Source organism: Amycolatopsis sp. BJA-103, assembly GCF_002849735.1.
Lineage (GTDB): Bacteria > Actinomycetota > Actinomycetes > Mycobacteriales > Pseudonocardiaceae > Amycolatopsis.
Genome location: NZ_CP017780.1, coordinates 7,187,029 through 7,212,057, shown reverse-complemented (window position 1 = coordinate 7,212,057; position 25,029 = coordinate 7,187,029). Strand labels below are relative to the sequence as shown.

General features: G+C 68.0%; 24 protein-coding genes. 15 read left to right on the top strand and 9 right to left on the bottom strand.

What is annotated here, in order from left to right:
* The first annotated feature begins 26 nt into the window (after positions 1 to 26).
* Positions 27 to 653 carry a peroxiredoxin-like family protein gene (locus tag BKN51_RS32075; RefSeq protein WP_101611177.1) on the top strand — a complete coding sequence of 209 codons (627 nt, stop codon included), beginning with the start codon at positions 27 to 29 and terminating at the stop codon, positions 651 to 653.
* A gap of 90 nt (positions 654 to 743) precedes the next feature.
* On the opposite strand, the gene leuA is transcribed toward BKN51_RS32075, so the two are convergent.
* Positions 744 to 2,501, bottom strand: a complete 1,758-nt coding sequence (gene leuA / locus BKN51_RS32070) for a 2-isopropylmalate synthase (RefSeq protein ID WP_168214433.1) — start codon at positions 2,499 to 2,501, stop codon at positions 744 to 746.
* Positions 2,502 to 2,746: 245 nt separating this feature from the next.
* Between leuA and BKN51_RS32065 the strand changes: the two genes are divergently transcribed.
* From BKN51_RS32065 to BKN51_RS32055, 3 genes are read left to right on the top strand one after another with little or no spacing between them, the layout of a single operon-like run.
* On the top strand, positions 2,747 to 3,112 hold the full coding sequence (locus tag BKN51_RS32065; protein WP_101611176.1) for a hypothetical protein: 366 nt from the start codon (positions 2,747 to 2,749) through the stop codon (positions 3,110 to 3,112).
* A gap of 23 nt (positions 3,113 to 3,135) precedes the next feature.
* Complete coding sequence (locus BKN51_RS32060; RefSeq protein ID WP_101611175.1) at positions 3,136 to 3,741, top strand: chemotaxis protein CheB; 606 nt, start codon at positions 3,136 to 3,138, stop codon at positions 3,739 to 3,741.
* Positions 3,738 to 5,588: a CheR family methyltransferase gene (locus tag BKN51_RS32055; RefSeq protein ID WP_101611174.1), complete on the top strand. Its 1,851-nt coding sequence runs from the start codon at positions 3,738 to 3,740 to the stop codon at positions 5,586 to 5,588. Before BKN51_RS32060 ends, BKN51_RS32055 begins: the two co-directional genes overlap by 4 nt.
* Before the next feature lies 1 nt (position 5,589).
* Here the strand turns inward: BKN51_RS32055 and BKN51_RS32050 are convergent, their stop codons facing one another.
* Entirely contained in the window at positions 5,590 to 6,351 is a 762-nt protein-coding gene (locus tag BKN51_RS32050; RefSeq protein ID WP_101611173.1) for an ANTAR domain-containing protein, read from the bottom strand.
* A gap of 142 nt (positions 6,352 to 6,493) precedes the next feature.
* On the opposite strand from BKN51_RS32050, the gene BKN51_RS32045 reads away from it, so the two are divergent.
* Entirely contained in the window at positions 6,494 to 7,387 is an 894-nt protein-coding gene (locus BKN51_RS32045) for an ANTAR domain-containing protein (RefSeq protein ID WP_101611172.1), read from the top strand.
* On the opposite strand, the gene BKN51_RS32040 is transcribed toward BKN51_RS32045, so the two are convergent.
* On the bottom strand, positions 7,380 to 7,931 hold the full coding sequence (locus BKN51_RS32040; RefSeq protein ID WP_101611171.1) for a hypothetical protein: 552 nt from the start codon (positions 7,929 to 7,931) through the stop codon (positions 7,380 to 7,382). The genes BKN51_RS32045 and BKN51_RS32040 overlap by 8 nt on opposite strands.
* Positions 7,932 to 7,982: 51 nt before the next feature.
* Positions 7,983 to 8,822, bottom strand: a complete 840-nt coding sequence (locus BKN51_RS32035) for a helix-turn-helix transcriptional regulator (protein ID WP_101611170.1) — start codon at positions 8,820 to 8,822, stop codon at positions 7,983 to 7,985.
* Positions 8,823 to 8,925: 103 nt separating this feature from the next.
* On the opposite strand from BKN51_RS32035, the gene BKN51_RS32030 reads away from it, so the two are divergent.
* On the top strand, positions 8,926 to 10,395 hold the full coding sequence (locus BKN51_RS32030) for an MFS transporter (protein WP_101611169.1): 1,470 nt from the start codon (positions 8,926 to 8,928) through the stop codon (positions 10,393 to 10,395).
* Here BKN51_RS32030 and BKN51_RS32025 read toward each other — a convergent pair.
* Complete coding sequence (locus tag BKN51_RS32025) at positions 10,356 to 10,952, bottom strand: nitroreductase family protein (RefSeq protein ID WP_168214432.1); 597 nt, start codon at positions 10,950 to 10,952, stop codon at positions 10,356 to 10,358. The genes BKN51_RS32030 and BKN51_RS32025 overlap by 40 nt on opposite strands.
* 229 nt (positions 10,953 to 11,181) lie before the next feature.
* Between BKN51_RS32025 and BKN51_RS32020 the strand changes: the two genes are divergently transcribed.
* A complete protein-coding gene (locus BKN51_RS32020) occupies positions 11,182 to 12,447 on the top strand; it encodes an aspartate kinase (RefSeq protein WP_101611168.1) in 1,266 nt (421 codons plus the stop codon).
* A complete protein-coding gene (locus BKN51_RS32015) occupies positions 12,447 to 13,484 on the top strand; it encodes an aspartate-semialdehyde dehydrogenase (RefSeq protein WP_101611167.1) in 1,038 nt (345 codons plus the stop codon). Before BKN51_RS32020 ends, BKN51_RS32015 begins: the two co-directional genes overlap by 1 nt.
* 114 nt (positions 13,485 to 13,598) lie before the next feature.
* Here the strand turns inward: BKN51_RS32015 and BKN51_RS32010 are convergent, their stop codons facing one another.
* A complete protein-coding gene (locus BKN51_RS32010; protein WP_101611166.1) occupies positions 13,599 to 14,705 on the bottom strand; it encodes a DUF4034 domain-containing protein in 1,107 nt (368 codons plus the stop codon).
* 9 nt (positions 14,706 to 14,714) lie between these two features.
* Positions 14,715 to 16,223: a M48 family metallopeptidase gene (locus tag BKN51_RS32005; protein ID WP_101611165.1), complete on the bottom strand. Its 1,509-nt coding sequence runs from the start codon at positions 16,221 to 16,223 to the stop codon at positions 14,715 to 14,717.
* Between the two features lie 239 nt (positions 16,224 to 16,462).
* Here BKN51_RS32005 and BKN51_RS32000 point away from each other — a divergent pair, with 239 nt between their 5' ends.
* Together BKN51_RS32000 and BKN51_RS31995 are read left to right on the top strand one after the other, a co-directional pair.
* Complete coding sequence (locus tag BKN51_RS32000; protein ID WP_101611164.1) at positions 16,463 to 17,653, top strand: RtcB family protein; 1,191 nt, start codon at positions 16,463 to 16,465, stop codon at positions 17,651 to 17,653.
* Between the two features lie 73 nt (positions 17,654 to 17,726).
* Positions 17,727 to 18,098: a hypothetical protein gene (locus BKN51_RS31995; RefSeq protein WP_101611163.1), complete on the top strand. Its 372-nt coding sequence runs from the start codon at positions 17,727 to 17,729 to the stop codon at positions 18,096 to 18,098.
* 73 nt (positions 18,099 to 18,171) lie between these two features.
* Here BKN51_RS31995 and BKN51_RS31990 read toward each other — a convergent pair whose 3' ends face one another.
* On the bottom strand, positions 18,172 to 19,317 hold the full coding sequence (locus BKN51_RS31990; RefSeq protein WP_101613581.1) for an MFS transporter: 1,146 nt from the start codon (positions 19,315 to 19,317) through the stop codon (positions 18,172 to 18,174).
* Between the two features lie 193 nt (positions 19,318 to 19,510).
* Between BKN51_RS31990 and BKN51_RS31985 the strand changes: the two genes are divergently transcribed.
* Together BKN51_RS31985 and BKN51_RS31980 are read left to right on the top strand one after the other, a co-directional pair.
* Complete coding sequence (locus BKN51_RS31985) at positions 19,511 to 20,953, top strand: catalase (RefSeq protein WP_101611162.1); 1,443 nt, start codon at positions 19,511 to 19,513, stop codon at positions 20,951 to 20,953.
* A gap of 445 nt (positions 20,954 to 21,398) precedes the next feature.
* Positions 21,399 to 21,929 carry a hypothetical protein gene (locus tag BKN51_RS31980; RefSeq protein ID WP_101611161.1) on the top strand — a complete coding sequence of 177 codons (531 nt, stop codon included), beginning with the start codon at positions 21,399 to 21,401 and terminating at the stop codon, positions 21,927 to 21,929.
* Positions 21,930 to 22,087: 158 nt separating this feature from the next.
* Here BKN51_RS31980 and BKN51_RS31975 read toward each other — a convergent pair whose 3' ends face one another.
* On the bottom strand, positions 22,088 to 23,134 hold the full coding sequence (locus BKN51_RS31975; RefSeq protein WP_101611160.1) for an alpha/beta hydrolase: 1,047 nt from the start codon (positions 23,132 to 23,134) through the stop codon (positions 22,088 to 22,090).
* Positions 23,135 to 23,281: 147 nt separating this feature from the next.
* Between BKN51_RS31975 and BKN51_RS31970 the strand changes: the two genes are divergently transcribed.
* From BKN51_RS31970 to BKN51_RS31960, 3 genes are all read left to right on the top strand, one after another.
* On the top strand, positions 23,282 to 23,857 hold the full coding sequence (locus BKN51_RS31970; RefSeq protein WP_101611159.1) for an NADPH-dependent FMN reductase: 576 nt from the start codon (positions 23,282 to 23,284) through the stop codon (positions 23,855 to 23,857).
* A 139-nt stretch (positions 23,858 to 23,996) separates the two neighbouring features.
* Positions 23,997 to 24,419, top strand: a complete 423-nt coding sequence (locus BKN51_RS31965) for an organic hydroperoxide resistance protein (RefSeq protein WP_076156049.1) — start codon at positions 23,997 to 23,999, stop codon at positions 24,417 to 24,419.
* A gap of 57 nt (positions 24,420 to 24,476) precedes the next feature.
* Positions 24,477 to 24,953 carry a Dps family protein gene (locus BKN51_RS31960; protein WP_101611158.1) on the top strand — a complete coding sequence of 159 codons (477 nt, stop codon included), beginning with the start codon at positions 24,477 to 24,479 and terminating at the stop codon, positions 24,951 to 24,953.
* Positions 24,954 to 25,029: the final 76 nt, after the last annotated feature.

The window sequence follows — 25,029 nt, the reverse complement described above, 5'->3', positions numbered from 1 at the left end:
GATCAGTACAACGCAAGGAGCTGATGATGGGGGATCTCAACACCGACCTCGCCGAGCTGCGAGGCTCCGTCGCGAGCCAGGTTCCGGCCGAGATCGCGGAGGTGCTCAAGGCCGACCACGCGACGTTCGTCGGGATGGTCGCGGAGACGGCCGCGAAGCCGGGGACGGCGATGCCGGATCTCACGCTGCCGGACGCGGGCGGCGGCAGGGTGCCGGTCAAGGACGGACCGGCCGTCGTGGTGTTCTACCGCGGCGCGTGGTGCCCGTACTGCAATCTGGCGCTGCGCACGTATCAGCAGGAAGTCTTGCCGGAGCTGGAGAGCCTGGGGGTGAAGCTGATCGCGGTCAGCCCGCAGCTCCCGGACGACTCGTTGTCCACGAAGGATCTCGAGTTCACCGTTCTGTCCGATGTGGACAACGAACTCGGGCGCGCGCTCGGCATCACGTTCCGGCTGGCCCCGGAGACGAAGCCGGCTTTCGACACGCTCATCGGCGACGTCGAGAAGATCAACGGGGCGGCGGAGTGGGAGCTGCCGTATCCGACCGTCCTGGTCGTGGACCGCGAAGGCGTCATCCGGTTCATCGACGTCCACCCGGACTACACCACCCGCACCGACCCGGCCGACATCCTGGCCGCGGTGAAGGCTCTGTAGGAGCGGCTGAAGGGGCCCTTCACCGCATCGCATGCAGCGAAAGGGCCCTTCACCGCATCGCATGCGGTGAAAGGCCCCTTCGGCTGAGCGCTAGCGGTTCGCCCGGTTCACCGCCGAGACGACGGCCCGCAGCGAGGCGGTCACGATCGACGGGTCGATCCCGATGCCCCAGTACACCCGGTCGGAGATCGCGCACTCGATGTACGACGCCGCCCGCGCGTCGTCGCCCGGCGAGAGCGTGTGCTCGCTGTAGTCCAGCAGCCGCAGGTCGAACCCGACCGTCGACAGCGAGTCGAAGAAGGCCGCGATCGGCCCGTTCCCGCGACCGGTGACCTCGTGCTCGTCACCCTCGACCCGCACGGTGGCGGTGATGTCGTACTCGCCGTCGCCGTTGTCCCTGACGTGCTGGCGCACCAGCTCCAGCGGCGTCTTCAGCTCCAGGTACTCGGCCGAGAACGCGTTCCACATCGTGGTCGGGTCGACCTCGCCGCCCTCGGTGTCGGTGTGGCGCTGGACGACCTTCGAGAACTCGATCTGCAGGCGCCGCGGCAGGTCGAGCTGGTGCTCGGCCTTCATGATGTAGGCGACGCCGCCCTTGCCGGACTGCGAGTTCACCCGGATCACGGCCTCGTAGTTGCGGCCGATGTCCTTCGGGTCGATCGGCAGGTACGGGACCTCCCACGGGTGCTCGTCGACCGGCGTCCCCGCCTTGTCGGCGGCGGCCTTCATCGCGTCGAGACCCTTGTTGATCGCGTCCTGGTGGCTGCCGGAGAACGCGGTGAACACCAGGTCGCCCGCCCACGGGCTGCGTTCGTGCACCGGCAGCTGGTTGCAGTATTCGACGGTCCGCTTGATCTCGTCCATGTCGGAGAAGTCGATCTGCGGGTCGACGCCCTGGCTGTAGAGGTTCATGCCCAGCGCGACCAGGTCGACGTTGCCGGTGCGCTCGCCGTTGCCGAACAGGCAGCCTTCGATCCGGTCCGCGCCGGCCTGGAAGCCCAGCTCGGCGGCGGCGATGCCGGTGCCGCGGTCGTTGTGCGGGTGCAGCGACAGGATCACCGAATCGCGGCGCTCCAGGTTGCGGTGCATCCACTCGATCGAGTCGGCGTAGATGTTCGGCGAAGCCATCTCGACGGTGGCGGGCAGGTTCAGGATGACCGGCTTCTCCGGCGTCGGCTGCCAGATCTCGGTGACCGTGTTGCAGACCTCGAGCGCGTAGGACAGCTCGGTGCCGGTGTAGGACTCCGGCGAGTACTGGAAGCGGAAGTCGGTGTCCGGCTGCTTCGCCGCGTAGTCGACGACCAGCTCGGCCGCCTGCGAAGCGATCTTCGTGATGCCGATGCGCTCCTCGCGGAACACCACGCGGCGCTGCAGGATCGACGTCGAGTTGTAGATGTGGACGATCGCGCGCGGCGCCCCTTCGAGCGCCTTGAAGGTGCGCTCGATCAGCTCGGGACGGCACTGGGTCAGTACCTGGATGCTGACGTCGTCCGGGATGGCGCCCTCGTCGATGATCTCGCGGACGAAGTCGAAGTCGGTCTGCGAAGCCGCCGGGAAGCCGACCTCGATCTCCTTGTAGCCCATGCGGACCAGCAGGTCGAAGAACTTGCGCTTGCGCGCGGGAGACATCGGGTCGATCAGGGCCTGGTTGCCGTCACGCAGGTCGACCGCGCACCACAGCGGCGCGGTGTCGATGCGCTTGTCCGGCCAGGTGCGGTCGGGCAGGTCGATGTCCTCGACCAGCTCGGACCAGGGGCGATAGCGATGAACGGGCATCGAAGTGCCGCGCTGGGTGTTCCACGGGGCCTGCTCGGAAGGGGCCGGGCGCGTGGGCTTACGGATGCTCATGAGGGGACGGTTCTCCTGAAGAATCGGGTGCGACGACCGGCACCACGAAGCCCCGCGACGGGGAGCCGGTCAGATCAGGCCCCGTCGCGGCAGCGAAGCAGGAGAGCTCGAGCCACGACGCCACCTTAACCGCGAGATCTCCCGAAAGGAAACCCGGGCCGCGATCGAACCGTGACCGCCAGGGGCGCCCATTCGGGTTACTCGCGGGTAGCAATCGGACCAGGCGGCGTGCCACACTGCCCGGCATGGGCGAGCACGCTGAAGAGAAGGAAACCGCTGATCAGAAGACCCGGCGCAAGGTCGACTGGCGAGCGGGAGGCGGTCGCGCGGCCGGGATACTGGCGAGCGTCGTCCGCTGGGTCGGCCTGATCTTCGCCGCGATCCTGGTCCTGCACGTCGTCTTCGTGATCGGCGAGGCGAACGCCGACAACGGCATCGTGTCGTTCGTCCGCGGCTGGGCCGAAGGGCTGCTGCTGGGCTTCAAGGACCTCTTCATGCCCGAGGACGCCAAGCTCCGCGTGCTGATCAACTACGGCATCGCCGCGGTTTTCTGGATGGTGGTCACGGGGATTCTCGCCAAGATCATCCGGCGCATCGGCGGTTCCGCCTAGCCTCGGAGCACTACGATCGGAAGATGCTCGGCCCCAGCCGTCTCCGGGTGGCGGACTACGAGATCGTCGCCTTCGGATCTTCGGCGGGCGGAGTCAAGGCACTGCTCGAGGTGCTCGGCGCTCTGCCCGCCGGTTTCCCCGTGCCCTTGGTCATCGTCCAGCACCTCGATCCGCGCCACGACACCATCCTCGCCGACATCCTCGACCGCCGGTCCGGGTTGAGGATCAAGCTGGCCGAGTCGGACGACGTCATCAGGCCGGGCGTCGTCTACCTCGCGCCGCCGGACCGTCATCTGCTGGTGAATCCCGGTGGCAGGCTCAGTCTGTCCACGGTGGACAGGGTGAAGTTCGTCCGGCCGTCGGCTGATCTGCTCTTCGAATCCGTCGCCGCGGTTTACGGCCCGTCCGCGCTCGTCTGTGTGCTGACCGGGACGGGTTCCGATGGCGCGGCGGGGGCCGGAATGGTGAAGTCACGGGGCGGTACCGTTGTCTCCGAAGATCCGGAGACCGCCGAATTCAAGGGCATGCCCCAGGCCGTGACGAAGTCCGTATCGGTCGATCTGGTGCTCCCGCTGGACCAAATCGCCGGTGCGCTCGTCGGTCTGGTCGAGGGAACGAGGACGTTATGAGCACGCCGGAAGGCGAAGTCGACCACGGTGAGGAACTCGAGGTCCTGCTGACCTTCATCAGGGATTCCCGCGGTTTCGATTTCACCGGCTACAAACGGACTTCGCTGGCCCGCCGGATCCAAAAGCGGATGCAGACCGTGAAGATCGCCGGGTACGCCGAGTACCGGGATTTCCTGGAGCTCAACGCCGAAGAGTTCCCGGAACTCTTCAACACCATTCTGATCAACGTCACCAGCTTCTTCCGGGATCCCGAAGCGTGGACCTTCCTGCAGAAGACCGTCGTGCCCGAACTGGTCGCGAAGGTGGCCGTCACCGACGAGATCCGGATCTGGAGCGCGGGGTGTTCGAGTGGCGAGGAGGCCTACTCCCTCGCGATGATCTTCGCCGAGCACCTCGGCATCGAGGAGAGCACGCAGCGGGTCAAGATCTACGGGACCGACGTCGACGAAGAAGCCCTGCGTGAAGCGAGGACGGGCCTGTATTCCTCGAGGGTGCTGGAGCGGCTGCCCGAAGATTTGCGGGTGAAGTATTTCGAGCCGAGTGGAAATCTGTTCGCTTTCCGGCGCGACCTCCGCCGCCGGGTGATCTTCGGCAGGCACGACATCACGCGCGACGCCCCCATTTCCCGCGTCGACCTGCTCGCCTGCCGTAACACCTTGATGTATTTCAACGTCGAAGCCCAGGCGAAGATCATCGAACGCTTCCATTTCGCGCTCAACGAAGGTGGCCACCTGTTGCTCGGAAAGGCCGAAATGCTGCTTTCCGACGGTGTCCGGTTCGACGTCGCGGACATGCGGAACAGGGTGTTCAAACTGCGGACGGGGGGTACCACCGTGCGGGCCCCGCGCTTCGACGTCCGGGCCGGAGCGGGAGTGCGGGACGCGAATCGAAGGCGTCACGTGAGCGAACTCGCCTTGGCGTCCTCGCCGGATTCGGTACTGGGCGTCGAACGCGACGGTACGGTCGCCTTGATCAACGGCTCGGCGAGGTTGCAGTTCGGGCTTTCCTCCCACGACGTGGGCAGGCCGTTCCACGATCTGGAGATCTCGTACCGGCCGATCGAGCTCCGCTCCGTCATCGACCAGGCGCACAGTGATCGCCGCAGTGTCCGGGTCGATTCCGTGAGACGGCAGAAGAACGGCGAGGAGACGCAGTACTTCGACATCATCGTCAGGCCTCTCCTCACCATCGAAGGCGAGGACATCGGTGTGGCGATCACGTTCGTCGACACCACCGAGGCCACCAGGTTGCAGCACGAGGTGAAGCGCGTGCAGGAGGACCTGGCCACGGCTTACGCGGAGCTCCAATCGACCAACGCCGAGCTCGAAACGGTCAACGAAGAGCTCCAGTCGAGCATCGAGGAACTCGAGACGACGAACGAGGAACTCCAGTCCACGAACGAGGAACTCGAGACCACCAACGAGGAACTTCAGTCGGGCAACGAGGAACTCGAGACGATGAACGAGGAAATGCGCATCCGCACCGCGGAACTCGACGAGACGCGCATGTTCTTCGAAGGCGTGCTGTCGAGCGTCGAGGCCGGGGTGGTCGTACTGGACGGCGACCTCCGGGTGCGCAGCTGGAATCGCGGCGCCGAGGAGCTGTGGGGCCTGCGGGCCGGCGAGGTCTACCTGGAGGGGTTCTTCGCCCTCGACTTCGGCCTGCCGACAGCCGGGTTCCGCGACGTCGTCGAACTCTGCAACGAGACCGGGCAGCGGGCCGCCCAGGTCGAGATCGACGCGGTGGACCGGAAAGGCAGGCCGCTGCTCGCTTCGGTCAGTTGCTCGCCGTTGAGCGGGCCGGGCGGCGGAGTCGTCTTGATGACGGAAAAGCGACCGGCAGGCTGAGTCAGCGCCTGGTACTCGGTCGTAGCGCGCGTTTGGGGACCGAACCCACGAGATCCGACACCGTCATGCGGCGGCTGACCAGTTGTTCGCACAGTTCGCTGATCCGGCGGTTGTGGCCGCGCGCGTAGTGGCGCAACACGAGGAACGCGTCGGTCGGGTCGATTTCCAGCCGGGCGGAGACCAGGCCCTTCGCCTGCTCGATGATCACCCGGCTGTCCAGCGCTCCCTGCAGTTGCTCGGAGGTCCTGGTCAGGCCGGCGATCGCGCGGTGGTTGAGCATGCCGATCGCCGCCGCGTCGGCGAAGGCGATCGCGATCAGCAGGTCGGCCGCCGGCAGTGACGAGGCTTCCGTGGTCAGGATCGTGACCTCGCCGAGGACGTTTTCGCGTCGGCTGAACGGGAACGCGTGTACCGATCGGAAGCCGAGTTCGAGGGCGGCCGGGGCCAGCCGGTTCCAGCGTGCTTCCGCCCCGTCGAGGGGTACGTTGACGACCGGCTCGTCGTTGTCATGACAGTCGATGCCAGGGCCCTCCTCGGCGAGGACGTCACCGAGTGGCGGATGTTCGAGCCGTTCGTCGGTGCACACCACGATCGGCCGGTCGGCGCGGTCGCCGGCCGCGGCCAGCCGGACAGCTGACGAGGCGATCAGTTGTGCGTAGCGGTTCGCCACACAGAGCCAATAACTCTTCGGGTCGAGCGCGGGTGCCAAAGTGTCGGCCAGCTCCACCAACGTGTCGGCGACCCATCTTTCGCGATCCTGCATCAGAATCCGGCCTTCCTGCGGACTTGCAGTGTCGAGGGCGCTGGGAAATCAACGCTAGTCCTCCGCATGACGAGGGGGAACCCGTAATGGCTCAGCCGTTCGGGTCACTTCGGCACGCCCGGCGCGGGCGTACGCTCAGCCCATGTGGGACGGCACCGGTGGTCGATACGACCCCCCGGCCCTGCGCAGGCTGATCGAAACCGAGCGCGGGCGGGCGGATCGCGCGGCGGCCGTGGCCCGGCGGCACGAATGCCTGACGGAGACGGCTTCCGCGTCGATGCGGCCCTTCCACGTGCGGATGGCGGAACTGCACCGCGCCACCGAACACAAGCACCGGGCAGCGGCGGATCTGCACACCGGCTACCTCGACGCCGTCGGGCGCTGGGCGGACCGGCCGCAGGAGCCGGCCGTCCTGCCCCCGGCGTTCATGACGGCGGCCGCCGAGACGTCCGGCATCCGGAGTCTGGCGGTGGCCTTGTTCACCACGGACGGGACCGAGGCGTCGGTCGTGGTGTCCGATCCCATCGCCGCCAGGGCGCACGACCTCGAATACAGCCTCGGCGAAGGACCTTCCCGGGGAACGCCCCTGAAACCGGGGGTCTGCGGCGAACCGGAACTCGTGAGCCGGTGGCCGCAGTTCGGGCCCGCGGTGCGGGAAATCGGGGTCCGGGCGGTGGTTTCGGCGCCGCTGGGCCTGGACGGGGTGCCGATGGGCAGCCTCACCGCGTACCGGTCCGAGCCCGCACCGGACGCCGAGGTGGCCCGGTCGCTGGAGGTCCTCGCCGGAGCGCTGACCGGCACCGCGTTGGACCCGGGTATCCGGCTCGACGGTGACGACGGCTTGCCGGTGCATCCCCTGTTCGGCGACGTCGACGTCTGCGTCGTGACACACCAGGCCACCGGGGTGGTGATGGCCAACCACGACTGCTCGGCGGCCGACGCCCTGGCGCTCATCCGCGCCCACGCCTTCGCCCGGAACGAGACCGTCACCGAGCTCGCCCGTGCCATCGTGGCCAGGACGTACCGGCTCAGCTGACCGCGAGACGTTCGTATGCCTCGACGGCGGCCTTCGGGTCGTCCGCGGTGAACTTCACGACACGGACGGTCTCGGTCTTCCCCAACGGCCTGGTCACCGTGATCGGCTCGCGTAGTTCCGCGACCAGAGTCGTCTCGTAGGAATTGTCATGGCTGAGCCAGGTTCCGTCGCGGAACGCCTTGGCCTTGGCGGGATCGTGGCTTTCCTTCGAATGCCGCAGGCCGACGATGTTCTCCCTCGGGATTCTCACGTCGTAGAACGAGCTGTAGCGCACTCGCACTTCAGACGAAGAAATCACGTGAGGCCGGACCACGGTGCCCGCGTAGACGCCGAAGACGAGTAGTGCCGAGTACACGCCCAGAACGAGCAGCAGCAGGTCGACGACCAGGCCGAAGTCGAGTAGCCAGAAAAGACCCGCTTCGAAGGCGCTCACCACGGCGAGAACGATGAAGATCGGTTTGCCGTCGGAGCCGTACGGCACCGCCACGGTGTCCTCGGTGACTCCGTCTTTGCGGCCTCTCAGATACAGCCAGAGGCCTTTCATCGTGCGTGATTCGTTGCGGACGAGACTGCGTAAAGCCCCCAAGACCCCAGATTAGCGATCGAATTGGGTCAGGATCTTCAGCGCGTCGGCGGAGCCCGGGTCCTTCGGCGTGTAGATCTCGAGCCGGTGGTCGGGGCTGTCGGGCTGGAGCCACACCTGGTAGTCGACGCTCACCGCACCGACCGTGGGGTGCTGGAGGTGCATGGCGCCGACGGTGCAGTCGGCGACGTCACCGGTCGCCCAGAGCGTCGCGAACTCGTCGCTGCGCATCGAAAGTTCGCCGATGAGCCCGGCGAGACGGGCGTCCGTGGGGTAGCGGCCGGCGGTGAGCCGCAGGTAGGCGACGTGGATGGGCGCGAGTTCGGCACGGTTGCGGTGCAGGTCGCGGGTGAGCGGGTCGAGGAAGAACAGGCGCGGGAGGGACGGCCGCCGGTCCGGATCGCCCGGCGCGTCGAAGTCGAGGTGCTCGGCCATGAGCGTGTGCCCGGCGTGGTTCCACGCGAGGACGTCGCCGCGACGGCCGAAAACGAGCGCGGGCACGGCCTCGCCGAGGTTCTCCAGCAGCGCGAGGACCCGGGGGTGCGGGTCCTCCGGACCGGGGTCGGACAACTTCGGCAGCGCGGCCTGCCGGGCGAGGTTGTGCAGGTGACCGGTCTCGACGTCGTCGAGCCGGAGTGCTCGGGCGAGCGCGTCGAGCACCTGCCGTGAAGCGGTCTCGGCCAGACCCTGTTCGAGCCGTGTGTAGTACCCGGCGCTCACTCCGGCGAGCTGGGCGAGTTCCTCGCGGCGCAGTCCGGGCACGCGGCGGGAGGTGCCGTAGGTGCGCAGGCCGATCTCGGCGGGAGTCACCCGGTCACGACGGCTCTTGAGGTAAACGCCGAGGCTTTCCATGACCCCGAGCCTAGGTTTTCGCGCGGCCGCGTGGGTGTACCCGCTGGGTGTACCCACGGCACGGGGATGGCTGCCCGCCCGAAGCCGGTGCAGCGTCGAGGGCATGACACGACCGCACACCCGGGCCTGGTTCGGCCTGCTGGTGATCCTCTGCCCGGTGTTCCTGGTTTCCATGGACGGGTCGATCCTGTTCCTCGCGATGCCCAGGATCAGCCAGGCACTCGCCCCGACGGCCGACCAGGCGTTGTGGATCCTGGACGTCTACGGCTTCGCGGTCGGCTCGCTGCTGATCGCGTTCGGCAACCTCGGCGACCGGTACGGGCGGCTGAAACTGCTGATGATCGGTGCCGCCGTCTTCGGTGCGGCCTCGACCGCCGCGGCGTTCGCCCCGGGCCCGGAGCTGCTGATCGCGTTCCGCGCGCTGATGGGGCTGGCAGGCGCGACTCTGCTGCCTTCGGCGCTGGCGGTGTTGAGCGAACTGTTCCCCGATCCGCGGCGACGCGCGCAGGCCATCGGTGTCTTCGCGGCCGCGTTCGCCGCCGGTTTCGCGATCGGGCCGGTCGTCGGCGGGGTCCTGCTGGAGCGGTTCTGGTGGGGTTCGGTCTTCCTGGTCAACCTGCCGGTGATCGCGGTGTTCCTGCTGCTCGCGCCGGTGCTGCTCCGCGAGGTGCGGGCCACCGGGAAGGGGCGCGTCGACACGCTGAGCGTGGTGCTCTCCGCCGCCGGTCTCCTGCTCGCGATCTACGGGATCAAGCACGTGGCGGCCGACGGTCTGTCCGCCGTCGCGGTCTCCGCGGGAATCGCAGGCGCCCTGCTGCTGGTGTGGTTCGCCCGGCGTCAGCGAGGTCTCGACCATCCGCTCATCGACTTCTCCCTGTTCCGTGACCGTGTCTTCACGATCGCGATCGTCACCGGATTCCTGCCGCTGGCGGCCTGGTCGGCGGCCGCGTACCTGTCCGGGATCCACCTGCAGTCCGTGCTGGGGCTGCCCGTCCTGCACGCGGCCCTCCTGGCGCTGCCCGGGGCGGCCGTCCTCACGATCATGTGCGTGGTCACCCCGGCTCTGGTCGAGCGGATCGGCAAGCGCGCGGCGCTGGTCGGCTGCCACTTCTCCATCGCCGCCGGGCTGGCGCTGTTGCTCATGACCGGCGTCACGGGCGGGGTGGGCTGGTACGTCGCTTCGACGGTGGTCGCCGGTGTCGGCTACGGCATCTCGTTCAGCGTCGTGGCCGACACGGCCGTCGCCGCGGTGCCCGCCGAACGGGCCGGAGCGGCGGGCGCCATCGCCGAAACCGGCAACGAGATCGGCAACGCGCTGGGGATCGCGCTCATGGGGTCACTCGCCGCGCTGGTGTTCCGCCTGGCCGGTCCGGATCTCGCGCCCACCCTCGACGGAACCCTCCAGCTGCCCGGTATCGCGCCCGCCGCCGCCACTGACGCGAAGGAGGCCTTCGTCTCGGGCCTGCACACCGCCGTCGCGGTGCTGAGCCTGCTGCACGTCGCGCTGGGAGGTCTCGCTCTGCGCTGGCTCCCTCACTCGGAGAAAGCGCTCGCGCCCCAGGTGTCGGTGTAGGCGAATTCCGCCAGCGAGACCCGCTCACGTGGCGCCTTCTCGCGCTCGATCCGCCAGTCCTCCTCGAGTACCGACGGGTCGGCGGGGGAGCCGACGGCGATGGCGACCTTCGGGACGACGTCGTCGGGGAGCCCGAAGAAGTCCTTCGCCGCTTCGGCGGAGAAGCCCGCCATCTGGTGCGCGATCAGGCCGAGTTCGACGGCCTGGAGCACGAGGTTCTCGCTCGCGAGACCCAGTCCGTACTCGGCGTACGGGACGTCGCCCTTCTCGTTCGTGGTCACCATCACGCCGATCAGCAGCAGACCGGCGCGATGGGCCCAGTCGCGGTTGCCCGAGTTGAGCGTCGAGAGGATCCGGTCGAACGACGGCGTGCCACGCAGGCCGACCAGGTAGCGGGCGGGCTGGGTGTTGCCGAAGGACGGTGCCCAGCGGGCCGCCTCGAGCAGTGCGCGAAGCTGGTCTTCGGTGACGACGGCGGCCTCGTCGTAGGCGCGAGGACTCCACCTGGCGGCCATGATCGACGCGATCGGGGTACTTGTTTCGGCGGGCTTGTGCACCGCCGGACCTTAACAAGGGGGTGCTCTCCGTCACTAAAGTGAAAGCCCTCCGACTATTTCGTTGGTGTTAAGGAAGATTTACTTCGAGAAGTCCTCGAAGTAGTGGTCAGGCCCACTTACGACGGTGGCGGGCGTGCGTGTCCCCGGTAGGCTTTCGCTCAAATAAGGGACGCGGGGGCTCCTTCGGTGCCCACCATGGAGCCGCCCGGCCCGTCGAGGAGGTTCGGGCGTGGCCCTCGTGGTCCAGAAGTACGGCGGTTCGTCGCTGGAAAGTGCCGACCGGATCAAACGCGTCGCGGAACGCATCGTCGCCACCAAGAAGGCGGGCAACGACGTCGTCGTCGTCTGCTCCGCCATGGGCGACACGACGGACGAGCTGCTCGACCTGGCTCAGCAGGTCAACCCGGCCCCGCCGGAGCGTGAGATGGACATGCTGCTCACCGCGGGTGAGCGCATCTCGAACTCGCTCGTCGCCATGGCGATCTCCGCGCAGGGCGCGGAGGCGTGGTCGTTCACCGGTTCGCAGGCAGGGGTGGTGACGACGTCGGTGCACGGCAACGCGCGGATCATCGATGTCAGCCCCAGCCGCGTGACGGAAGCCCTCGACCAGGGCTACATCGCGCTGGTGGCGGGGTTCCAGGGCGTGTCGCAGGACACCAAGGACATCACCACCCTCGGCCGCGGCGGTTCGGACACCACCGCCGTCGCGCTGGCCGCGGCGCTGAACGCCGACGTGTGCGAGATCTATTCCGATGTGGACGGTGTGTACACCGCCGATCCCCGCGTCGTGCCCGACGCCCGCAAGCTCGACACCATCGCCTACGAGGAGATGCTGGAGCTGGCCGCGAGCGGCTCGAAGATCCTGCACCTGCGCTCGGTGGAGTACGCGCGCCGCTACGGCGTCCCGATCCGAGTCCGTTCTTCCTACAGTGACAAGCCGGGCACCACGGTGACCGGTTCTATCGAGGAGATCCCCGTGGAACAAGCGTTGATCACCGGTGTGGCGCACGACCGCTCCGAAGCCAAGATCACGGTGACCGGCGTGCCCGACACCGCCGGCGCCGCGGCCAGGATCTTCCGGGTGATCGCCGACAACGAGATCGACATCGACATGGTGCTGCAGAACGTGTCCAGCACGTCGTCCGGCCGCACCGACATCACCTTCACGCTGTCGAAGGCCAACGGTGCCAAGGCCGTGCAGTCGCTGGAGAAGATCAAGGACGAGATCGGTTTCGAGTCGGTCCTCTACGACGACCACGTCGGCAAGGTGTCGCTCGTCGGCGCGGGGATGCGTTCGCACCCCGGTGTCACGGCGACGTTCTGCGAGGCGCTCGCGCAGTCGGGCGTGAACATCGAAATCATCAACACCTCGGAGATCCGGATCTCGGTGCTGATCCGGGACTCGCAGCTCGACGACGCGGTGCGAGCGATCCACGAGGCATTCGAACTCGGCGGCGACGAAGAAGCCGTCGTCTACGCGGGGAGTGGTCGCTGATGTCGAACGGTTTGCGGGTAGGGGTCGTCGGGGCGACCGGCCAGGTCGGCGCGGTCATGCGCCGTCTGCTGGCCGAACGGGGTTTCCCGGTCGCCGAGATGCGGTACTTCGCTTCGGCGCGGTCCGCCGGTTCCAAGCTTTCTTGGCAGGATCGGGAAATCGTCATCGAGGACGCGACGACCGCCGATCCGTCCGGTTTGGACATCGCGCTGTTCTCCGCCGGTGGCTCGACTTCCAAGGCGCAGGCGGAGCGGTTCGCCGCGGCGGGCGCGACGGTGATCGACAACTCGTCGGCCTGGCGGATGGACCCCGAGGTCCCGCTGGTCGTCAGCGAGGTCAACCCGGAGGCGATCAAGGAAGCACGCAAGGGGATCATCGCGAACCCCAACTGCACCACGATGGCCGCGATGCCGGTGCTCAAGCCGCTGCACGCCGAGGCCGGACTGGTCCGGCTGGTCGCCAGCACCTACCAGGCCGTGTCCGGCAGCGGGCTCGCCGGTGTCGAGGAGCTGGAAGGCCAGCTCGCCGCGGCGGCGCCGAACGCGGGCGCGCTGACCCACGACGGCGCGGCGGTGACCTTCCCCGAGCCGAAGAAGTACGCGCGGACCATCGCGCACAACGTCCTCCCGCTCGCCGGGTCCATTGTGGACGACGGCTTGTTCGAGACGGACGAAGAGAAGAAGTTCCGCAACGAGAGCCGCAAGATCCTGAGCATCCCGGAGCTGCGCGTTTCCTGCACCTGCGTGCGGGTGCCGGTGTTCTCGGGGCACTCGATCTCGATCAACGCGGAGTTCTCGCAGGCGCTTTCGGTCGCCCGCGCGACCGAACTGCTGACCGGCGCCCCCGGCGTGGAGCTGTCCGAGATCCCGACCCCGCTGCAGGCCGCGGGCCAGGACCCGTCCTACGTCGGGCGGCTGCGGACGGACCCGGGCGTCGACGGCGGTCGCGGTCTGGCGTTGTTCCTGTCGAACGACAACCTGCGGAAGGGCGCGGCGCTCAACGCGGTACAGATCGCGGAACTGATCGCGAACTCCTGACGCACCGGACGCTGTGAAAGGCCCGTTACTTGCAAATTTTGCAAGTAACGGGCCTTTCATTGCACGCGACCGGGAAACCGACCGCAACTAGAGGACTAGACGCGCGCGGAGTGGTCAGGGCTTCGTGGCCCCGGCGCAGGCCGCGTACCGCGTCGCCAGGAACTCGCCCCGCGCGTCCCCGCTGTAGGCCCACACCCCGCTGTCGGCCCGGGTCCCCAAGAACCGGAACTGCTCGACGGCTTCGTCGAAGCGCCCGTTCTCCACGAGCGCCTTCGCCGCGTACGCCCGGTCTCCTCGCGTCGCCGGGTGATCGCGCCCTTCGCCGTTCAGCCAGGCCACGATCCCGTCGAGCGCGCCGGCGACCCGCGGGTCACGCCACGCGGGAGTGTCCTGGAACTCGGATTCGTGCGCGGCGATCAGCAGCAGCGGGGCCAGCTTCGGCGACTTCGCCGCGGCGGTCTCGGCGAACTCCCACATCCGCTCGTTCGAGCCGAACCACTTCGCGCACCAGTACTGCAGTGCCCGCGTGTGCGCCCCGCGGTGCTGCGGGTCGCGTCCGGCGAGTTCCGCCCAGATCTCCAGGTACTGGTCGTTTTCGTACTGCCGTCCCATCGCGATCGCGAGCGCGGTCACCCACGGCGTCGGGTCCTCGGGGGCGAGCGCGGACGCCTCGCGCACGGCCTCCTCGGCCTGCTCCAGCACCCGGAAGAACGCGGCGAACTGCTCCTCGGTGACGTGTTTCGCCTGCAGGCCGCTGCGCACCTCCCACGCCACGTGCACCAGCGATTCCGCGTTGACGAGCGCGGCGCCCGGGTCACCGGGGCGGGCCTTGCGCCACGCCCGCAGCCATTCGTCGTCCTGCGCGGCGGCTTCGCCGAGCGCGCCGTTCACCAGGTTGCGGCGATCCCAGTTCCCCCAGGTCGACGCCAGCAGTGCGGCGGCGCCTTCCCATTCACCCCGCGCGGTCGACTCCTGGACCGCGAGCACTTCTTCGTCGGTCCAGTACTCCTTGGTCGACACCTCGCCGTCGGCCGGGAGCCCCCAGCGCGTGACGTCCGGGATCCTGCCCTTGAACTTGGGCTTCTCCTGCGGCAAGAGCGCGGCGAACTCTTCCGGCGTCAGCACGTTCTTGAGTTCGTCGATCTCGACGCCGCGTCGTTTCGCCTCCTTCATCATCGCGAAGACGGCCTTGCGTTCACGGGACTTGAGCAGCCAAAGCATCGAAACTCCTTAAGAACGAACAAGAGTGGGAGACGGCCGGTAGCCGGCGGACACCCCGGCGGCCGTCAGCAGCGCGCGCAGCGGCGCGGTGTCGGCTTCGGCGGCGGTGGCCTTGTCGAGCGCGGACGGCAGCCGCTCGTCCAGCGGCTCGTCCACGGTGAACGGCGCCGGTCCGGACCACGACAGCGACCATCGCGCCACGCCGACGTCGGTGAGGGCCGCGTGGACCACGATCCCCACCCGCCTGCGGACGGAGACGGCGGCGAACTCCCGGCGGGCACGGGGTCCGGCGCCGGCGGGCGGTTTCGCAGCGGTGTCGGCGGGGTCGGCGAGTTCCTCGTGCCTGCCCGCGTCGAGCAGGTCCAGCGCCATGTCGAGGGTGCGTTCGCCCAGAATCTCGGCGGCCGCTTCGGCCGCGACGTGACGACGGCCGATGGCGACCAAGGATGGCCAGTCGGTCCGCCGCATCGCCAGCGCCTCGTCGGAGAAGACGGTGAACAGCGCCCTGTCGAGCATCTTCTCGGCGCCGGTCAGCAGGTCGGCCGCCGGGTGCCCGCCGCCGGAGCGGACCGGGATCCGGGCCCCGGCCTCGAGCGTCGCGACGCGGTCCCGGGTCGCCGGGTGCGTGTCCCACCGCGAGGTCTTGTCCTCCGGCGGGTTCCGCCGCATCTCCTCCATCTGCTCCGCCCTCCTCGGGTCGGTGAGCAGTGCGCGGTAGCCCTCGCCGAACCGGTCCGGGAGGTAGCCCGCGTCCCAGCCGATGGCGGCGTAGTTGTTCATGAAGAGCCGCCAGGTGACGGCCAGCGCTTCGATCTCACGCAGGGCCGAGGTCGCCGCGTCGGTCCCGGCGAGCCGCGCGGAGACGGCGTCGGCCGCGAGTTCCTGGGCTCGGCAGACACTCATCGAGACGACGAAGTACAGCTTCGCGTACTGCTTGAAGAGCCAGCCGACGAAGCGCTCGAAGTAGCCTTCGCGGCCGAGGCCGCTGACGACTCTCGCGATGGATTTGCGCCCGCGATAGGTCAGCGCGGAGAACCGCGTGTCCTTGTTGCCGTAGTAGCCCAGCTCATGCGCGAGCACCGCCCGGAACTGGTCCTGGCGCAGACCCATGATCAGGGGGACACCGATGATCATCCGACGGCGCAGCACCCGCAGCCCGAGCCACGAGGTCCGCTCGGTGACCGCGGCGTTCACGTCCGCGTCGAGATAGATCTCGTCCGGCGGCCGGGTGCCCGCCTCGTCCGCCAGCTCCCGGACCAGCGCCCAGAGCGCGGGCTGGTCCTCCGGCGTCACCTCGACGCCGGGCAGGTCGTCGCCGGTCGCCCGCTCGACCGTGAGCAGGGTCTTGAGCAGGATCCAGCCGACCGGGACGGTGACGATGCCGAGCTTCACCGCCGCGAAAACGTTGTGGCGCAGCGCCAGCACCTCGAGCGTCACGATCCCGCCCACGAACGCCAGCACGAGCAGCGGGAATCCCGCCAGCAGGACGGCAGCGAGCAGCCCACGTAAAGACTTCACTGTGAAACGGACCTTCCCCAGAGTTGGTGTACCCCCGACACCGAGCGCTCATTGTGCCCGAAGCACCTGTCATGACCGATCTCTTTTCGAATACGATCGAAGACTTCGCGATGAACATCACCTCACCCGTGGTGGTCGCTTGTGGACTGTCCACTGTGGATGGCGGTAATTGCCTTGTCCGGTTCGTTCGGCCCGTGCATGCTCAAGGGCGACAAAACGTTTTCCACGAAGGGAAAGTCATGTACACGGCGGTCGAAGGCTCGCGGGTTCCGATCCGGATGTGGGCCGACCCCACGTCGGTCGAGGACCAAGCCATGCGACAGCTGCACAACGTCGCCAACCTGCCGTGGGTGCACGGCGTCGCGGTCATGCCCGACGTCCATTACGGCAAGGGCGCGACCGTCGGCAGCGTGATCGCGATGCGCGACGCCGTGTCCCCGGCCGCCGTCGGCGTGGACATCGGCTGCGGGATGAGCGCGGTGCGGACCTCGCTCACCGCCGCCGATCTGCCCGACGACCTGCTGAAGCTCCGCCGCCGGATCGAGTCGGCCGTCCCGGTCGGTTTCGGCCTGCACAAGACCCCGGTGAACCCGGCGAAGGTGCACGGTGTCGGTGGCTGGGACGCGTTCTGGAAGTCCTTCGGCGACCTGCACGCCGGCGTCCAGGAGCTGCACGACCGCGCCGCCCGCCAGATCGGGAGTCTCGGTGGCGGCAACCACTTCATCGAGGTCTGCCTCGAACAGGGCGGCGACGACGAAGGCCGTGTCTGGCTGATGCTGCACTCGGGTTCGCGCAACATCGGCAAGGAACTCGCCGAACGGCACATGGCCGTCGCGCGGAAGCTGCCGCACAACGCGGACCTGCCGGATCCGGACCTCGCGGTGTTCGTCGCCGGTACGCCGGAAATGCAGGCGTACCGGCGCGACCTGTTCTGGGCGCAGGACTACGCGGCGCGCAACCGCGCCACCATGGTCGCGCTCGTCAAGCAGGCGTTGAAGGACGTCGTCCCGCAGACGACGTTCGACGACGCGATCAGCTGCCACCACAATTACGTCGCCGAAGAGACCTACGACGGTGTCGAACTGCTGGTGACCCGCAAGGGCGCGATCCGCGCGGGTTCGGGTGACCTCGGGATCATCCCGGGCAGCATGGGCACCGGTTCGTACATCGTGCGCGGTCTCGGGAACACGTCGTCCTTCCAGTCCGCGTCGCACGGCGCGGGCCGCCGGATGTCGCGGAACAAGGCCAAGAAGCTGTTCACCGCCGAAGACCTCGCCGCGCAGACCGCCGGGGTGGAATGCCGCAAGGACTCCGGTGTGGTGGACGAGATCCCGGCCGCGTACAAGGACATCGAAACGGTGATCAAGGCGCAGACCGACCTCGTCGAGGTGGTCGCGCACCTGAAGCAGGTCGTCTGCGTGAAGGGCTGAGTTACCGGGCGGTTCGTGGGTGGTGGTCAGGGGAACCCGACGTACCACCCACGAAATCGCTACCCTGGATCTCATGAAGAGGTTGGGAATCGCGGCGCTCATGGCGGCCGCCGGACTCGCGCTGGCCGGCTGCAGCGAGGTCACGAACGCCATCGACCAGACGAACAAGGCCGCGACGAAGGTCGGCGCGTGCGCCGAGGCGCTCAGCCTCACCGACCTCAATCCGGACCCGGCGACGCTCAAGGAGCGGGCCGCGGACAAGGAGAAGCGCCTGCGTGAGCTGGCGTCCAGCGTCGGCGAGCAGGACGTGGCGGGCGCGCTCACCGGCATGGCCGACTCGTACCTGCAGGCCCAGAAGGAGAACATCCAGGACGCGGGCAAGATCGCGGACTGGACCAAACGCAACATCGACCGGGTCGACGCCCTGCGCAAGGTCTGCGCTTAACCCCCTCTCCGCAATTCGTCCTCTGGTTGCGGTGGTTCGCTCTCGAACCACCGCAACCAGAGGACGAAACGCGTCAGGGGGAGGCGAGTGCGGGCGCCGGGGCGGCCGGGGTGCGGGACCGTCGCCAGAACAGGCCGAGCGAGGCGATCGCCAGCGCTCCGATCGCCGAGGCCGCGAACCCCCAGCCCGGGCTGGAGTGATCGATCACATACCCGATGATCGGGCTCCCGATCGCCAGCCCGATCCGGCTGGCCGCGTCCAGCAGCCCCATCGCCTCGCCGCGCACCCGCGGTGGCGCCGCCGCGCTGACCGTCTCGGTGCTCGCCGCGAGCGTCGGCGCGCACAGCACGTTGCTCGGGAAGAGCACGATCGCCAGCAGCCACCACGGGTGGTCGACCAGCCCGACCGGCAGCGTGAGCACCGCGAGCAGCACCATCAGCGTGCCCTGCGAAAGCGACCGCCGGACGGCCCCGTGTATCGCCCCGCCGAGCACGGAAGCGATGCACATCAACGTGATCAGCAGCCCGGACCAGGCGATGTCGCCACTCGCGCGCACCGTCGCCAGTGCGGCGAGCTCCATCCCGACCAGGCAGAACAGCGCGCCGGCGGCGATGAACATCGCCATCACGAGCCGTCCGGTGAGCCAGCTCCGCACGGGCGGCCGCTCGCCGGTGAACACCTCGGCGTCGGCCTCGGCGCGGATCGGCGGGTTCTGCCGGTAGATCAGCGTCGCCGAAAGCGCGAAGCAGATCCCGATGCCGGTGAGCGCGTACACCGCGGGCAGTTGCGTGATCGCCATGATCCCGGCCGACGGCCCGATCATGAACGACGCTTCCACCAGGATCGTGTCCAGCGAGTAGGCCGCCCGCCGCTGCTCGAGCGGCACGAGCGCGGTGAGCACCAGTCGCGCCAGCGTCCCGGCGGGCACCGACAGCACACCCGCGGGGAGCGCGACCGCCAGCAGCACTTGATACGGCAGATGCGGCGCGCTGATCCAGAAGGTCGTCGAGGCCAGGCCGCAGATCGCAACCACCGGCCGCAGCCCGTAGCGGTCGACGTACCGGCCGACGAGCGGCGCCCCGATCGCGCTGCCGAGCGTGGTGGCCGCGCCGACCAGCCCGGCCTCGCCGTAGCCGCGGCCGAGGTCGTTGACCACGTAGAGCGTCATCGTCACGCCCATGGCCGTCATCGGGAGCCGGGCCAGGAACATCAGCATCATCGAGCTGGGAACCCCGGGCACGGCTAACACGCGACGGTACGGAGCGAGGGCCATACGTCCGATGAGAACTTAACCTGGTACGCGCGTGCAAGTTTTTTTCCCGCCGGTGGTCACCCGGTCCGGGGTGTTTTCTTGACTGATTCCAGAATAAGCGAGAGGGTGGCGGTACCACCACGAAACAGGAGGCACCGGCGTGACCTTGCCGACCACGAACAACGTGGGTATCCCCGTCGCGAGCGACAACGACTCGCTGACGCTGGGTGCCAACGGTCCGATCCTGCTCCAGGACCACTACCTGATCGAGAAGAACGCCCAGTTCAACCGTGAGCGCGTGCCCGAACGCGTCGTCCACGCCAAGGGCGGCGGCGCGCACGGCTTCCTCGAGGTCACCGAGGACATCAGCCAGTTCACGAAGGCCGCGCTCTTCCAGCCCGGCGTGCGCACCGAGAGCCTGGTCCGCTTCTCGTCGGTCGCGGGGGAGAACGGCTCGCCCGACACGTGGCGCGACCCGCGCGGGTTCGCGGTGAAGTTCTACACCTCCGAGGGCAACTACGACCTCGTCGGCAACAACACGCCGGTGTTCTTCATCCGCGACCCGATCAAGTTCCCGGACTTCATCCACTCGCAGAAGCGCCGCGCCGACAACCACCTGCGCGACCACGACATCCAGTGGGACTTCTGGACGCTGCGGCCCGAGTCGGCACACCAGGTCACCTGGCTGATGGGCGACCGCGGCATCCCGTCGAACTGGCGCGAGATGGACGGCTTCGGCTCGCACACCTACCTGTGGGAGAACGCGGGCGGCGAGAAGTTCTGGGTCAAGTACCACTTCAAGACCGACCAGGGCATCGGCTACCTGCCCCAGGCCGACGCGGACCGTATCGCGGGCGAGGACTCGGACTACTACATCCGCGACCTGTTCAAGAACATCGAGAAGGGCAATCACCCCAGCTGGACGCTGTACGTCCAGGTGATGCCCTACGCCGAGGCCGCGGACTACCGCTTCAACCCGTTCGACCTGACCAAGGTGTGGCCGAAGGGCGACTACCCGCTGATCAAGGTCGGCCGCTGGGTGCTCGACCGCAATCCGGCGAACTACTTCGCGGAGATCGAGCAGGCCGCGTTCGAGCCGTCCAACCTGGTACCGGGCATCGGCCCGTCGCCGGACAAGATGCTGCAGGGCCGCCTGTTCGCGTACCCGGACGCGCACCGCTACCGGATCGGCGCGAACTACACGCAGCTGCCGGTCAACGCGCCGAAGTCCCCGGTGAACAGCTACTCGCGCGACGGCGCGATGCGCTACAACAACCCGGGCGACCCGGTGTACGCGCCGAACTCCAAGGGCGGCCCGCACGCGAACGCGGAGATCGCCTCCGAGACCGCGTCGGGCTACGGCGTCGAGGACGAGGTCATCCGGTCGGCGTACAAGCTCCACGCCGAGGACGACGACTTCGGCCAGCCGGGCACGCTCGTGCGCGAGGTGATGGACGACGAGCAGCGTGAGCGGCTCGCGAACAACATCATCGGCCACGCTTCGAACGACGTGTCGCAGCCGGTGCTCGAGCGCGTCTTCGAGTACTGGCGGAACGTCGACAAGGACCTCGGCGACAAGGTCGCGGACGCCTTCCGCAAGTAGAACGACCTCTTCGAGAGGCTGCTCCCACCACCGAACGCACCCGGCGCGCGTCATCCCCCGCGCACCGGGTGCGTTTTCATGTCCCCACTCGCATGTGAAACCAGAAGGTGGCGTGGCGTGCGTGGGGGACAACCCGAGTGGAGCAGTGCGACACGCTTGTCCGACGGAGTGATGAAGCCAAACGATCACCATTTACACCACTGTGGGTGAACGAACCGTTCTGCCGTGTCGACCGGTAACAGGTGGTCATAAAATTGTGGGAAAAGGATGATCTTCAGGGGGACGCACAAGATTTTGTCGTTAATCAATTGCGGGGTTCTTCGCCGGGAATGAATCCGGCACGTAAGGGTTAGAAAACGGTGCAAACCGGTGATCGGGTGGTGTTCGGCCGATACGGCGGGTATCGATTGACCTCGTCAGGTCCCAGAGGCCAGGAGGTAAGGGAATGAAAGGCAACATTGCCCGGACGATTGCCGCGGTCGCCGCAGGCAGTCTGTTGGCGGTGGCCTCAGCCGGCGCCGCAACGGCTAGTACCGATGGTGGAAAGGGTTCGTCGAACACGCAGGCACTCGCCGCTCAGGTGCTGCAGATGCGGGACGGGCTCACCAAGGTCGCCTATGCCGGTGACGTCTCCAAGACGCGGGCGGACTTGGACAAGCTGAGCCCCGTCCTCGGTGACATCGCCGCAGGCAAGCGCTACCAGATCCAGACCGAAACACAGAAGCTCGGCGACCTGGCCAAGGGTCGTTCCGACGAATCGAGCAGGCTGCTGGCCGACCCGAAGGCCAAGGCACGCCAGCTCCCGCCGCTGCCGGTGCCGATCCCCTCGCTCCCGGACCTGCCCGGACCGTTGAAGATCGTCAGTGACCTGGTGAAAGCCCTGTTGACCGCGGTGACCGGCATCCTCGCCGGCCTGCTCGGCGGACTCCCTGTCCCGCCGCTGCCGATACCGCCGGTGCCGCTCCCCACGCCGTAATAGGGGCGCGGGATGAAGTCTCTCGTCGCGCTGACGCGCTACCGAGAGACAGGCGTAGTCCGTCAGGAGTCGTCTGGTTTCGCCGTGCAGGGCGGCGGGCCACGAAATGGGGGCCGGAGCCCGAGTGGGGACATTTCTCCTCACTCGGGCTCTGGCCGTCACTTCGGGGCGAGCCCCAGCCTCAGGGCGCCCGCCGCTTCGGCCGTCGCCTCGCGGAACCGCTGACCGACCCCGAGGAAGTTGATGTACCCGTGGATCAGGTCCGGCTGGCGGCTGAGCGCCACCGGAACCCCGGCCTTCCGCAATTTCTCCGCGTAAGCCTCGCCCTCGTCGCGCAGCGGGTCGAAACCGGCGGTCGCGATATACGCGGGCGGCAATCCGGAAACGTCGCCGTGCAGCGGCGACAGTTTCGGGTTGTACAGATCGGTGCCCTTCGGCACGTAATGCCCTTCGAACCAGGTCATATCCGAGTCGGTGAGGAACAGGTCCTCGGCGAACAATTCCCGGGAACGGCGTCGCACGGTGAAATCGGTCGCCGGGTAGAACAGCAGCTGGAACGCCGGGACCCCGCCGCCGCGTTTCACCGCCTGCTGCGCCGTCACCGCCGCGAGGTTCCCGCCCGCGCTGTCGCCGCCGACGGCGATACGGGCCGGGTCGGCGCCCAGGTCCCGCGCCTTCGCGAAGGCGTACTCGAAGGCCGCGATCGCGTCTTCGGTGGCGCCGGGGAACTGCGTTTCCGGCGCGAGCCGGTACTCCACCGAAAGCACCCGCACGCCGGCCTGTTTCGCCAGGTATCGGACGGTGTTGTCGTGGGAGACGCGGCTGCCGACCACCCAGCCGCCGCCGTGGAAGAACACCAGCAGCGCGGACGGATCCGGCAGCCCGGCCGGGGTGTAGAGCGTGGCGGGGACGTCGCCGTCACCCGTCGGGATGAGCAGCTCCCTGGTGGCGACCGGCTCGATGATCTTCCCGCTGACCAGGTGCCTGCTCGCCAGGAGCAGGCTGCGTGACTCTTCGACGCTCCCTCGCACCAGCGATGCCTTCGCCAGCTTCTGCAGGCGAAGCAGGAGCTGGGCGTCCAGCGCGAGCTCCTGCCCGTCCAGGCGGAGCGGCGGTCCGGCGATGGCCCTTCTGGCCGGCCTCGGGAGCCAGAACGCCAGCTGCGAAAACGCGGCTTCGGCACGGATCTGGAGCGGTATCGCCATGCTTCCTCCTGAGGGCTTCTCGCCAGGTTACTTTCGAGTAGGTATGCCGTCCAGCGGGAACCGGGCCTTTGCGGCGAACGGGTGTGACGCAGGCCTCCGTTCCAGATCCTGGTCCTCCACTTAAGTAGAGGGGTTAGCCTCGAAAGCGTGACTTCGACGAACGCGGTTCATGTCCTCGGCATCGGCGGCTCTCTGCGGGAGGGCTCGCAATCCGAGCGCGCGCTGCGCATCGCTCTGGGCGGCGCGGCCGAAGCCGGGGTCACCACCGAGCTCATCTCGGGGCCGGAGCTGGTTTTGCCGTTCTACGACACCGCGTTGGAAGAGCGGCACGAACAGGCCGTGCGACTGGTCGAGGCGATCCGCCGCGCCGACGGGATCATCGTGGTCTCGCCCGGCTATCACGGCGCGTTGTCCGGCCTGGTCAAGAACGCCCTGGACTACGTCGAAGACCTGCGCGAAGACGCCCGCCCGTACCTCGACGGCCGCGCGGTCGGCCTCGCCGCCGTCGCGTACGGCTGGCAGGCCGCGGTCACCACGCTGGAGCAGCTGCGCACGATCACGCACGCGCTGCGCGGCTGGGCCACCCCTTTGGGTGGTTCGATCAACACCGCGGAGACCAAGTTCGACGAAGGCGGGGGCGCCTCCGACGACAAGTCCGTCCGCACCCTCCGCCTGATCGGCACCCAGGTCGCCGAGTTCGCGCTGAGTCGCGCCGGTCACTGATTCGTTTGCTTCGGTCTTCTTCCGGGTAATTCCCGGAAGTGATGCCTGCCATGGGGTGGCAAGGTTTCGCGGTTGCGGGACGTTGGCACCACAGAGACGCTCAACGGGGCGTGTCTTGAGACCAGGAGGTAGGCGAAGAATGGCTGAGGCTCTGTACACCGCTGTGGCCACCGCTCGCGGCGACGGCCGCAACGGTGAGGTCACGTCCTCTGACGGCGTCATCGACGAATCGCTGGCGATCCCGAAGGAGATGGGCGGACCCGGTGGTGACAAGACCAACCCCGAGCAGCTCTTCGCCGCCGGCTACTCCGCCTGCTTCCACTCCGCGCTGCAGCTCGTCGCGCGCCAGGCGAAGGTGAAACTGGACGGCTCGACCGTCACCGCCGAGGTCAGCGTGCTCAAGCAGGGCGAGGGCTTCGGCCTGGGCGTCGCACTCAACGTTTCTCTTCCCGGCCTGGAGCAGGCGCAGGCCGATCAGCTCGTCGAGCAGGCGCACCAGGTGTGCCCCTACTCGAACGCGACCCGCGGGAACATCGAGGTCGCGCTGTCCGCGTCGGTCTGATCCCGGACGCGGCAGGTCCACTCCCGAACCGGCTATTTTCTGAAAGGAACACCGAAGATGGGCAAGTCTCCGATCAAGAGTCCGCTGAGCGAAGCCGACAAGGAGATCACCGGTAACGCCTTGCAGGCCACGCTGGTCGATCTGGTGGATCTGTCGCTGATCGCGAAGCAGGCCCACTGGAACGTCGTCGGCTCGAACTTCCGCAGCGCGCACCTGCAGCTCGACGAGCTGGTCGCCACCGCGCGCCAGTACGTCGACGACGTCGCCGAGCGCGCCAACGCCATCGGCGTCTCGCCGAACGGCCAGGCGAAGGCCGTCGTGGAGAGCTCCGGCCTCCCGTCGTATCCCGACAACTGGCAGTCCGTCGAGTCCACGGTCGCCGCGATCGTCGACATCCTCGCGGCGCTGATCGAGCGGCTGCGCAAGCGCATCGACGAGACCGACAAGAGCGACCTGGTGACCCAGGACCTCCTGATCGCGATCACCCAGGAGCTCGAGAAGGCGCACTGGATGTGGCAGGCGCAGCAGGCCTGACCCTCCCTGTCACGCCCGCGCCGCGTGAAATGAAGGGGACTTTCATTGCGAAATTTGCAATGAAAGTCCCCTTCAT

Coding starts and splice junctions, on each gene's coding strand:
- BKN51_RS31990 (WP_101613581.1), bottom strand. CDS start 19,317: ATGATGCTGATGTTCCTGGCCCGGCTCCCGATGACGGCCATGGGCGTG.
- leuA (WP_168214433.1), bottom strand. CDS start 2,501: ATGAGCATCCGTAAGCCCACGCGCCCGGCCCCTTCCGAGCAGGCCCCG.
- BKN51_RS32040 (WP_101611171.1), bottom strand. CDS start 7,931: ATGAAAGGCCTCTGGCTGTATCTGAGAGGCCGCAAAGACGGAGTCACC.
- BKN51_RS31975 (WP_101611160.1), bottom strand. CDS start 23,134: ATGGCGATACCGCTCCAGATCCGTGCCGAAGCCGCGTTTTCGCAGCTG.
- BKN51_RS31965 (WP_076156049.1), top strand. CDS start 23,997: ATGGCTGAGGCTCTGTACACCGCTGTGGCCACCGCTCGCGGCGACGGC.
- BKN51_RS32000 (WP_101611164.1), top strand. CDS start 16,463: ATGTACACGGCGGTCGAAGGCTCGCGGGTTCCGATCCGGATGTGGGCC.
- BKN51_RS31980 (WP_101611161.1), top strand. CDS start 21,399: ATGAAAGGCAACATTGCCCGGACGATTGCCGCGGTCGCCGCAGGCAGT.
- BKN51_RS32065 (WP_101611176.1), top strand. CDS start 2,747: ATGGGCGAGCACGCTGAAGAGAAGGAAACCGCTGATCAGAAGACCCGG.
- BKN51_RS32075 (WP_101611177.1), top strand. CDS start 27: ATGGGGGATCTCAACACCGACCTCGCCGAGCTGCGAGGCTCCGTCGCG.
- BKN51_RS32035 (WP_101611170.1), bottom strand. CDS start 8,822: ATGGAAAGCCTCGGCGTTTACCTCAAGAGCCGTCGTGACCGGGTGACT.
- BKN51_RS32050 (WP_101611173.1), bottom strand. CDS start 6,351: ATGCAGGATCGCGAAAGATGGGTCGCCGACACGTTGGTGGAGCTGGCC.
- BKN51_RS32015 (WP_101611167.1), top strand. CDS start 12,447: ATGTCGAACGGTTTGCGGGTAGGGGTCGTCGGGGCGACCGGCCAGGTC.
- BKN51_RS32010 (WP_101611166.1), bottom strand. CDS start 14,705: ATGCTTTGGCTGCTCAAGTCCCGTGAACGCAAGGCCGTCTTCGCGATG.
- BKN51_RS32060 (WP_101611175.1), top strand. CDS start 3,136: ATGCTCGGCCCCAGCCGTCTCCGGGTGGCGGACTACGAGATCGTCGCC.
- BKN51_RS32055 (WP_101611174.1), top strand. CDS start 3,738: ATGAGCACGCCGGAAGGCGAAGTCGACCACGGTGAGGAACTCGAGGTC.
- BKN51_RS31995 (WP_101611163.1), top strand. CDS start 17,727: ATGAAGAGGTTGGGAATCGCGGCGCTCATGGCGGCCGCCGGACTCGCG.
- BKN51_RS32045 (WP_101611172.1), top strand. CDS start 6,494: ATGTGGGACGGCACCGGTGGTCGATACGACCCCCCGGCCCTGCGCAGG.
- BKN51_RS32030 (WP_101611169.1), top strand. CDS start 8,926: ATGACACGACCGCACACCCGGGCCTGGTTCGGCCTGCTGGTGATCCTC.
- BKN51_RS31960 (WP_101611158.1), top strand. CDS start 24,477: ATGGGCAAGTCTCCGATCAAGAGTCCGCTGAGCGAAGCCGACAAGGAG.